This window comes from Mycobacterium sp. TH-M25, assembly GCF_057473665.1.
Window position 1 is genome coordinate 1 of record NZ_JBYCLA010000397.1, and the last position, 8,020, is coordinate 8,020.

Sequence of the window (8,020 nt, forward strand, 5' to 3'; positions counted from 1 at the left end):
TCGACGACGCGGCGCAGCAGCGCGATGCCGTCGCCTTCGGTCAGGTACATGCTGATCCCTTCGGCGATCAGCAGAATAGGGCGGTCGACGCGAAAGCGGTCGAATAAGGATGGGTCGGTCGCCGACGCTGCGATCAGGTGATAACCGGGTGGGGACGGATAGACTTTGGCACGCAGCGCAATAACTTCCGGGTAATCGACGTCGTACCATTCCACGCCCGGGCCCGGATTCAACCGGAATGCCCTACTGTCCAAACCGCAGCCCAGATGCACCACAGTGCAATGCGGGTTGACGGCGAGGAATTGCCGCGCCCAGATGTCGTACTGCGCGGTGCGCACGGTAATCAGCGGCGCCCATTTAGCGGTGATGCCCATGTCCCGGAAGTCGTAATCGAGGCGGTCGACCACCTGCTTCGCGTAGCGGTCGCCCAGAACCGGGCGATCGAAATCGCTGTCCAGTGCCTTGAGATACAACGTCGCCAGCATGGTCTGCGCGGCACCGCTGAGATTGACGGAAACTTTGTCGGCCACGACTGCCCACGCTAACGCGCGGGCGGGCACGGTCAACCATGGCCTTCGCTGTACACCCGCTTCGGATTTGCTGAGACTGCACGCGGCGACTTGCTGGTGTTTGCCGACCACAGCGACGAGGTAACTGTTCTTCGTGCATTATGGGGTGAGTGAGCGCAGGAGCCCTGCGCTCACCTGAGCCGTGACAAAGCGCCTGAGATCCGCGAAGTGGCCGACATCGTCGTCGTGGCGCCTGCACGGGGCCCTGCTGTCAACACTGCAATGGGAGAAACACCTATGTCAGGAATGGAATTGTCGTTGTCGGGTTGGCTGGCGGACTGGGCCCGCCAGCAGCCGGATGCACCCTTGTTCACCTTCGTCGACTACCAGGTCGACCCGGCCGGACATCCCAAGGTGTTGACGTGGGCGCGCGCGCAGCAGGGCGCGCAGGCGGTCGCCGATGCGCTGGCGTCGTGCGGATCGCCGGGTGACCGGGTGGCGATCTGCGCTCCGCAGGGCCTGGTCTACGTGGTCGGGGTGCTCGGCGCCATCTGGGCCGGTTTCGTCGTGGTCCCGCTCTCGGTGCCGATGCTCGGCGTCCACGACGAGCGGGTCGTCACGGCGCTGACCGACAGCGCCCCGGTGGCGGTGTTGACCACATCGGCGGTCGCCGACGGCGTCGTCTCGTGCGTCAACGGCTTACCCGGCTCGACACCGACGGTGATCGAGATCGACGCGCTCGACTTTTACTCACCACAGACCGCGCCGCCCGCCGACCGGCTGCCGAGCGCCACGGTCCTGCTGCAGTACACCTCCGGGTCGACCCGCGCGCCAGCGGGCGTGGCGGTGACACAGCGCAACATGATGGTCAACCTCGAGCAGATCATGGCCGACTACTTCGAACCCCAGGGCGGAATTCCGCCCCGCGATTCCACCCTGGTGTCGTGGCTGCCGTTCTATCACGACATGGGTCTGATGTTCGGCATCTTCATCCCGGTCAGATTCGGTCTGCAGTCTGTGCTGATGGACCCGGTGGCCTTCCTGCAGAAGCCCGCCCGGTGGATGCGTCTGGTCGCCAGCCACACCGCTACCGTCACTCCGGCGCCGAATTTCGCCTATGAGCTGACGGCGCGGCGCACCTCTGACGACGATATGGCCGGCCTCGACCTGGGTAACGTGCACAGCTTTATCAACGGCGCCGAACGAGTACACGCGCCGACGGTGAAACGTTTCCTGGACCGGTTCTCCCGGTTCAACCTGTCCGAGACGGCGGTGCGGGCGGCGTACGGGCTGGCCGAGGCCACGGTGTACGTGACGACGTCCAACCCCGGCCGGCCCGCGCCACGGGTCCGGTTCGACTACGAGAAGCTCTCGGCCGGCCACGCGCAGCGCTGCGGCGACGAGGTGCCCGGTTCCGAGCTGGTCAGCCATGGCACACCGCGGGCCTGCACCGTGCGTGTCGTCGACCCGCAGACCTGCGTGGAGAACCCGGCCGGGAAGGTCGGCGAGATCTGGGTGCACGGCGACAACGTCGCCGCCGGCTACTGGAAAAACCCGGAGTTGTCCGAGCGGACCTTCGGCGGTGAGCTGGTCGACCCGTCGTCTGACACACCGCGCGGGCCGTGGCTGCGCACCGGCGACGTCGGCGTGATCTCCGACGGCGAGCTGTTCATCATCGGCCGCATCAAGGACATGCTGATCGTCGATGGTCGCAACCATTACCCCGACGACATCGAGGCGACCATCCAGGACATCACCCGCAGCCGGGCCGCCGCGATCGCCGTCGCCGACGACGGCCGGGAGCAACTGGTGGTGGTCATCGAGTCCAAGCAGCGTGGTGGCTCCGAGGCGGAGGCGCGCGAGAGCCTGGACACGGTCAAGCGGGACGTGGCGGTGGCAGTCTCCAGGTCGCACGGGCTGCGGGTGGCCGACCTGGTTGTGGTGGCGCCGGGCTCTATCCCGATCACCACCAGCGGCAAGGTCCGTCGCTCGGCGTGCGCCGAGCGCTACCGGCAGGACGAGTTCGACAGGCTGGACGTCTCCGCGTGACAGCGCGCCGCGGTTCGGGTGGGAAATTCTCAACAGCGATTCTCGACAGGGATTCTGAACAGGGATCAGGGCAGGGACTAGGGATGGAGTATCAACAATGACATCGGTAAGCGAACGTGGGGCATCGGCTGAATCCATTCAGCACCATTACGATGTGGGTAACGCTTTCTACTCGCTCTGGCTCGACGAGTCCATGACATATTCGTGCGCGCTGTGGCAGGGCCACGACGACAACCTGGCCGTGGCACAGGCCCGCAAGATCGACCGCCTGGCCGCGCTGGCCGGTGTCGGCAGCGGGCACCGGGTACTCGACATCGGCTGTGGATGGGGATCGACGATGCGCCGGCTGGTGGCCGAGCACGGCGCCGAGCACGTCACGGGGCTGACCCTGAGCGAGGCGCAAGCCCGCTACGTGGAAGAACTGGGCGATCCTCGCCTGCAGGTGCGGGTCCAGGATTGGGCGGACTTCGTCGCCGACGAGCCCTATGACGCGGCGATCAGCATCGGTGCCATGGAGCACTTCGTGAAATACGGGTGGGATCGGTCTCAGAAGGTGGCCGGGTATCGCCGGTTTTTCCAAAAGTGTCACGACTCGCTCAAACCCGGCGCGGGCCTTGCGCTGCAGACGATCGGCAAGGGTCACGTCAAGCTCGATGAGCAGGGGCTCAAAGAGACGCTGTTCATCATGGAGCACATCTTTCCCGAGTCTGATCCGCCCCGGCTGGCTGAGATCATGCACGCCGCCGAGAAGCTCTTCGAAGTTCAATACGTCGTCAATCATCGGGAACATTACGCGCGTACCTGTTCGGCCTGGCTCGACACACTTCGGGCGAACAGCGCGGCGGCTGCCGAGATCACCGGCCCGGAGAAGGTGGCGGTGTATGAGGCGTACCTGGAAGCCTCGATACGGCAATTCGAGCTCGGACACGCGAACCTCTACCGCATCCAGCTGCGCCGGGTGTGACAGCCGCGCTTTCGCACTGAGCCCGCCATGCTCGAGGTGATCGAAAAGGGGTGCCGCAGCACATCGCATCCCGCGCCACTGCTTTTCGTTCATGGGGCCTGGCACGCGGCATGGTGCTGGGAGGAACATTTCCTCGGCTATTTCGCGAGCAAGGGTTATCACGCCCTGGCGGTGAGCCTTCGCGGCCATGGCGGTAGCCCGACCGTCAAGCCGCTGTGGGCGTGCTCGCTCGCCGATTGTGTCGAGGATCTCAATGCGGTTGCCGCCGGTCTGCCCACCAGGCCGGTGGTGATCGGGCACTCTCAGGGCGGCATCGTCGTCCAGAAGTATCTGGAGACTCACGACGCCCCCGCCGGGGTGTTGATGGCGTCCACGCCGCCGCAGGGCAACTTCGGGTCCGCTGTGCGTTGGTGCAGACAGCACCCGTGGCATTTCGCCAAGATTGCCGTCACCGGCAGATCACTGGCCTATGTCAACACCCCCCAGCTCGCGCGGGAGCGGTTTTTCTCCGCACAGACCCCGGACGTCGCGGTGGTGGATTACGCGAAGCGGCTGGGCGAGCAGAGCCCCCGAATGGCATTGGACTGTTGTGTGCTCAATTTGCCCCGACCCAAGCGGGTGAGCGCGCCGTTACTGGTCCTCGGGGCACAGGAGGACGGAGCGCACACCGCGAAAGAAATCCGGGCAACGGCACGCGCGTACCACACCGAAGCGGAGTTTTTCCCCGACATGGGACACGACATGATGCTCGAACCGGGCTGGGCGGCGGTGGCCGAACGGATCCACCGCTGGCTGAGTGAACGCGGGCTGTGAAGAGCTGGACGGTAGCGTCGTCGGTATGACCGAGTCACCGATCGCCGCCCAGGCGCTGGCCGGCCTGCAGATGCCGCTCGTCGAGGCGATGATGACCCAGCGCGCCGTGCGCCGCGTCCGATCCGACCCCGTCGACGATGCGCTGGTGCGCACGTGCATCGAGTTGGCCCTTCGGGCACCGACCGGAGTCCACGGTGAGAACTGGGAGTTCGTCGTCGTCACCGACCGCCGAACCAAGACCAAGCTGGCCAAGCGCTATCGGCAGGTGTGGTCGCTGTATTACCGGGTGGTCATCAAACGGGTCGCCGCCCACGACGCGTCGATGGCCAAGGTGGCGCGCGCGGTGCAGTGGCAGGTCGACCACTTCGCCGAGATCCCGGTTCTGGTGGTGGCGTGTCTGCGGTCGGGTGCGCGGGGCGAAAAGCGGCCGCTGTTGCCCTCGCCGCACACCGCCGAGTCCGCCTACTACGGGTCGATTTACCCCGGCGTGCAGAACCTGCTGCTGGCCGCCCGGGCGATGGGCCTGGGTGCGTCGCTGATCACCTTGCCGCTGTGGGGGGTGGCCTCAGCGCGCCGGACGCTGGGATTGCCGCGTTCGGTGACACCGCTGTGCGTCGTCCCGCTCGGCTGGCCGCGTGGGCGTTACGGACCCACCACGCGCAAACCGGTCACCGATGTGACTCACCTTGATCGGTACGGCAATCGAGCCTGGTCCGACGCGTGACACGTCGACGGTTCACAGACTTTTGAGCCGGCGAAGAATCTTCAGGAACGGCGCCGTCGCGGCCACCGTCTTGCGCAGGCGCGGATTGACCGGGCTGCCGTTGATGATGAGTGCATACCGCAGCCCGTGATCACGCCATTCCGCCATTTGTTCGACGACTTCGTCGGGGGTGCCGTTGAACATCAACTCTTTCATCAGCGACGCGGGAACCTGCGCCGTATAAGCCAAAACCGTTTCCTGGTCCATCAACTGGGGGACCAGATCCTGCACCCCGGAGAAGTCGGAGCCCAGGGGATGCTCGACGCCGTGTCGCGCCCAGGCGTCGGCCGGCGCCGCCAGCGCGGAGGCTTTCATGATGACTGAGTCCAGCGCCTCGTCGACGTCGTCGCGACTGCGCCCGGTGACCACCAGACGGTTCAGCGCCGGCACGACCGACATCGGATCCCGACCGGCATCAGAAGCTGCCGCCCGGACAGCCTCGAGGGATCGCGCGTAGTCCGCGGGTCGGGACACCACGAAGGGAACCCACGCGTCGGCGTAGCGTCCGGTGATCCGCAACATCCGCGGACCGTGTCCAGCCACCCAGATCTCGGGCTGTTTACCGCGATACGGTGGCAGCGCGTACACGGCGTTGTGTAACGGGAAGTAGGGGGATTCACGCGAGATGAGTTCGCCGCCCGAGTTCCACAGCGCTCGGATGGTGGCGATCGCCTCTTCCAACTGGGCAACAGGTTTGGTGCGCACGACGCCGTAGGGTTCGTTGCCTTCGCGTTCCCCGACGCCGATCCCGAGGATGGCGCGGCCGCGGGTGAGCAGATGCAGGGTCGAGGTGGCTTGCGCTGTCACCGCCGGATGGCGACGACTCGCGTCGGTGACGCACACGCCGAGTCGCAACCGGCGCACCCGGTTGCGGGCGGCGAGGTGTCCGAGCATGGTCCACGGTTCCAGGACAGCGTCGACACTGGGCACCAATTTCGCTGTGACGCCCAGATATTCCGGCGTCGCGATGGACTGCGGCAGCGGTGCGTTGAGATGGTCGCCGACCCAGAAGGAGTCGGCGCCCGTCGCGGCCGCCATCAGGTAACTCGCCTGCGGCAGGATGGTCGGCGAGAAGCGGAAGTTGACGATCCCGTCGAGGATGCCGAAGCGGAATTTAGCCATCAATACCTAAACCTACCCGCGACGCACCAGCGGCCCGCCCGCGCGTGCCTGCCTGATGCCGTCCTACCAACTGCGCCGTCCCGAAGTAAGAACCGTCGACTGTGCGGGTTATCTGCGAGAACAAGGCTCAACTGTATTCACGAGCAACACACTCGGCGCCGAAGCGGTCTGCACAACTCGCGACGATTGACATCGCTCGAAACGCTAGAACGCGCCACCTGTCATCGCCGCGATGTCGGCCGCGAGGTTGGGCACCAGCGAGGTGAGGTCACTGGCCAGAGTGCTGGTGTCCGCAGCGCCGGCCAGGCCGGTGTAGGTGCTGGGGTCCAGGTACCCTTCCAGGCCTTTGGCCAGGTACTCGAAACCCTGCTCCAAGCCCGGAAGCAGCGACGACGAGGTGTCGGTGTAGCCGGACAGGGGCTCCGCGCCGTCGTTGGGCAACAGGAACTGGTTGGGGATGCCGGTGAGATCCTGCAGCTCCCCGCCGATCAGGTCCGGAATGCTGTACAGGCTCGGCGCCCCCCAATACAGGAAACTGCCTTCGACGAAGAAGTTGAAATCGTAGTTGAAGTCATAGGTGAGCAGTTCGTTGTCGGTGAGCAGGTTGGCCAGGCTGAGGGACTGAATCGGGTCGTCCGCCGGACTTGACTCCAGATTGGTCAAGATGGAGCTCAGATCCAAGTCTGGGCTCAAGGTCACATGTTGGCCGGACCAAATGACGTCTTCGCCCGCCGTGCCGCCGGAATTGACCACGCCGGTCGCGCTGGTCGCCCCGACGGTGTTTTCCAGAACGGTCGGATAGGTGTAGCCGGACGGAGAAAGCACGTCCGAGAGCGGTTGGTGGAACCATTGCCCCAGGTAATCGGTGAAGCTGGCGCACTGGAACTCGCAGTTGACGTCGGCGCCGTCGATGGACTCGGCCTGCAGAACTCCCTGCACCTGCTCGGCGATGGGTTCGGTGAACTGGAAAGGCAGCAGGAAGTGCGCGAGCCCGTCCAATTGCGGATAGTTGCCGTCGTCCCAACCCCACGTGTTGCCAATGGATTCATAGAGGTAACTACCGGTTCCGCCCAACGCGTAGTAGTCCTGCCCGTTGACGACGTCGACGCCTCCGTCAGCCACGGTGGCGCCCGGTGGGATCCAGTCGGCGACGCCGCCGACCGAGCCGCCCGGGCCCAGGGCGAACCCGTACTCCTGCTCGGCCAGGCCTTCGTAATAGGGAATGTTGAGGACGTCGGCCAACAAGTTGTACGGGATGTTCTCCACGCCGCTGGTGCTGCCGGCGCCGAGGAGATCACCGAGGGAGGTGGTGAGACTGCTGGCGCCACCATTGAGGTCCAGCAGGTTGTCCACGTCATTGGCCAGGGTGGTCAGACCGGTGGCGTCGTTGATCGTGGTGAAGTCATTTTCGATGGTGGTCAGGCTGGTCACCGGGGTGCCCCCTAAGATGCCGGTGACCAGGGCATCGAGGTCGGCCGCTGCGGTGGAATCGACCAGACGCACCTCAGCGCGGGCGACCCGAGGCGCGGCGGGCCGTGATACGCCCGGTGTCACGGGGATCAGGCCAGACGCGATGAGAACCGAACCCGCCAGCACACCCGGAGCAGCAGCTATCCGCACGATATTTCCTCCCAGACTCTCGCACCCGCCCCCGGCCCACCTGAACGATACCTTAGAAGGAATCAGGGGTTCATCCGGCGGCCCCGAAAGCTCTGGTTGTGGTGTTCAAGTTCTGGCAGTGGTCTTCGGCGAACAGGCGCCCCACAGGCGCCGGTGTTAACCTCGGATCCTTCGGGTATT

At 65.3% G+C, this 8,020-nt stretch carries 7 protein-coding genes; 4 read left to right on the plus strand and 3 right to left on the minus strand.

Annotated features, from left to right (window positions below):
* On the minus strand, positions 1–530 hold a 530-nt coding region (locus AC2VOU_RS13350), incomplete at its 3' end, for a class I SAM-dependent methyltransferase (protein ID WP_486957813.1).
* A 276-nt stretch (positions 531–806) separates the two neighbouring features.
* Here AC2VOU_RS13350 and AC2VOU_RS13355 point away from each other — a divergent pair.
* The 4 genes from AC2VOU_RS13355 to AC2VOU_RS13370 all read left to right on the plus strand — a co-directional run bounded on the left by AC2VOU_RS13355 (position 807) and on the right by AC2VOU_RS13370 (position 5,059).
* Positions 807–2,558: an AMP-binding protein gene (locus AC2VOU_RS13355; protein WP_486957814.1), complete on the plus strand. Its 1,752-nt coding sequence runs from the start codon at positions 807–809 to the stop codon at positions 2,556–2,558.
* Positions 2,559–2,655: 97 nt separating this feature from the next.
* The gene (locus AC2VOU_RS13360; protein ID WP_486957815.1) at positions 2,656–3,522 is read left to right on the plus strand and encodes a class I SAM-dependent methyltransferase; all 867 of its coding nucleotides are present in this window, start codon (positions 2,656–2,658) and stop codon (positions 3,520–3,522) included.
* A 27-nt stretch (positions 3,523–3,549) separates the two neighbouring features.
* Entirely contained in the window at positions 3,550–4,335 is a 786-nt protein-coding gene (locus AC2VOU_RS13365; RefSeq protein WP_486957816.1) for an alpha/beta hydrolase, read from the plus strand.
* A 25-nt stretch (positions 4,336–4,360) separates the two neighbouring features.
* Complete coding sequence (locus AC2VOU_RS13370) at positions 4,361–5,059, plus strand: nitroreductase family protein (protein ID WP_486957817.1); 699 nt, start codon at positions 4,361–4,363, stop codon at positions 5,057–5,059.
* A gap of 12 nt (positions 5,060–5,071) precedes the next feature.
* On the opposite strand, the gene AC2VOU_RS13375 is transcribed toward AC2VOU_RS13370, so the two are convergent.
* The gene (locus AC2VOU_RS13375; protein WP_486957818.1) at positions 5,072–6,220 is read right to left on the minus strand and encodes an LLM class flavin-dependent oxidoreductase; all 1,149 of its coding nucleotides are present in this window, start codon (positions 6,218–6,220) and stop codon (positions 5,072–5,074) included.
* A gap of 204 nt (positions 6,221–6,424) precedes the next feature.
* Entirely contained in the window at positions 6,425–7,840 is a 1,416-nt protein-coding gene (locus AC2VOU_RS13380; RefSeq protein WP_486957819.1) for a hypothetical protein, read from the minus strand.
* Positions 7,841–8,020 lie beyond the last annotated feature (180 nt).

Bases quoted from the DNA above. Each gene is read 5' to 3' on its own strand.
- AC2VOU_RS13355 (WP_486957814.1), top strand. From the start codon at position 807: ATGTCAGGAATGGAATTGTCGTTGTCGGGTTGGCTGGCGGACTGGGCC.
- AC2VOU_RS13360 (WP_486957815.1), top strand. From the start codon at position 2,656: ATGACATCGGTAAGCGAACGTGGGGCATCGGCTGAATCCATTCAGCAC.
- AC2VOU_RS13365 (WP_486957816.1), top strand. From the start codon at position 3,550: ATGCTCGAGGTGATCGAAAAGGGGTGCCGCAGCACATCGCATCCCGCG.
- AC2VOU_RS13370 (WP_486957817.1), top strand. From the start codon at position 4,361: ATGACCGAGTCACCGATCGCCGCCCAGGCGCTGGCCGGCCTGCAGATG.
- AC2VOU_RS13375 (WP_486957818.1), bottom strand. From the start codon at position 6,220: ATGGCTAAATTCCGCTTCGGCATCCTCGACGGGATCGTCAACTTCCGC.